Genomic DNA, 852 nt, shown 5'->3' on the forward strand with positions numbered 1-852 from the left:
TAGGCGATGTTGACAAAAGAGGTTTTCATTTGGGCTGAGTTCTGATTCAAGGCTGCTTTTTTGGGGCAGCGATGTTTCGGGGCGATTTGTCGGATGAAGAGTGGGCGGTGATCGGCGGACTTCTGCCGCCCGAACGCGGCCGGTGGGCACGGCCAGCGGGTGACAATCGCCTCTTTCTCAACGGCATGCTGCATGTTTTGCGGATAGGCTGCCCTTGGCGGGACATGCATGAACGCTATGGAAAGTGGAACTCGGTCTATGTTCGGTTCCGGCGCTGGGCCGAACAAGGCGTCTTGGACGCGCTATTGCAAACGCTGGTCGATCTGGGACTGACTGACGACTGGCAGCACATGATCGACAGCACCACGGTTCGCGGCCATGTATCGGCAGCGGGCGCTAAAGGGGGACTCATAAGGAGGCTTTTGGTCGATCACGCGGCGGCTTTACGAGCAAGGTCCACGCCCGCTGTGACAATCGCGGCCGCCCTCTTGGTTTTGTCCTCACGGGTGGGGAAGTCTCGGACTACAAGGCCGTTGACGACCTGATGGCTATGCCTGCGCCCAAGCCAAAAGCGCTGCTGGCCGACAAGGGATATGACGGCGACGATCTGCGGGCAAAACTGCTCATGACCAATATCCTGCCCATCATCCCGCCCAAGGCAAACCGCCGCGATCCTGCCCCATGCGATTTCCGGCGATATCGAGACCGCAACCGCATCGAGCGCATGTTCGGGGTCATGAAAAACCAGCGACGCATCGCCACCCGCTATGACAAGACCGCGCTCTCCTTCGCCAGCTTCCTTAACCTCGCCGCCGTGCGCCTATGGCTGAAATCTTTTGTCAACATCGCCTA

At 59.0% G+C, this 852-nt stretch carries 1 protein-coding gene and 1 pseudogene; one reads left to right on the top strand and one right to left on the bottom strand.

Annotated features, from left to right (window positions below; all coding sequences use genetic code 11):
• A partial coding sequence (locus MRBLMC3_RS17485) for a hypothetical protein (RefSeq protein ID WP_363830865.1) occupies window positions 1–194 on the bottom strand: 194 nt, incomplete at its 3' end.
• Here MRBLMC3_RS17485 and MRBLMC3_RS23105 point away from each other — a divergent pair.
• Window positions 108–852 (top strand): annotated as a pseudogene (locus tag MRBLMC3_RS23105) (IS5 family transposase); the annotation flags it as partial. The gene MRBLMC3_RS17485 and the pseudogene MRBLMC3_RS23105 sit on opposite strands and share 87 nt — an antisense overlap.

This window comes from Sphingobium sp. LMC3-1-1.1, from assembly GCF_040676285.1.
Classification (GTDB): domain Bacteria; phylum Pseudomonadota; class Alphaproteobacteria; order Sphingomonadales; family Sphingomonadaceae; genus Sphingobium.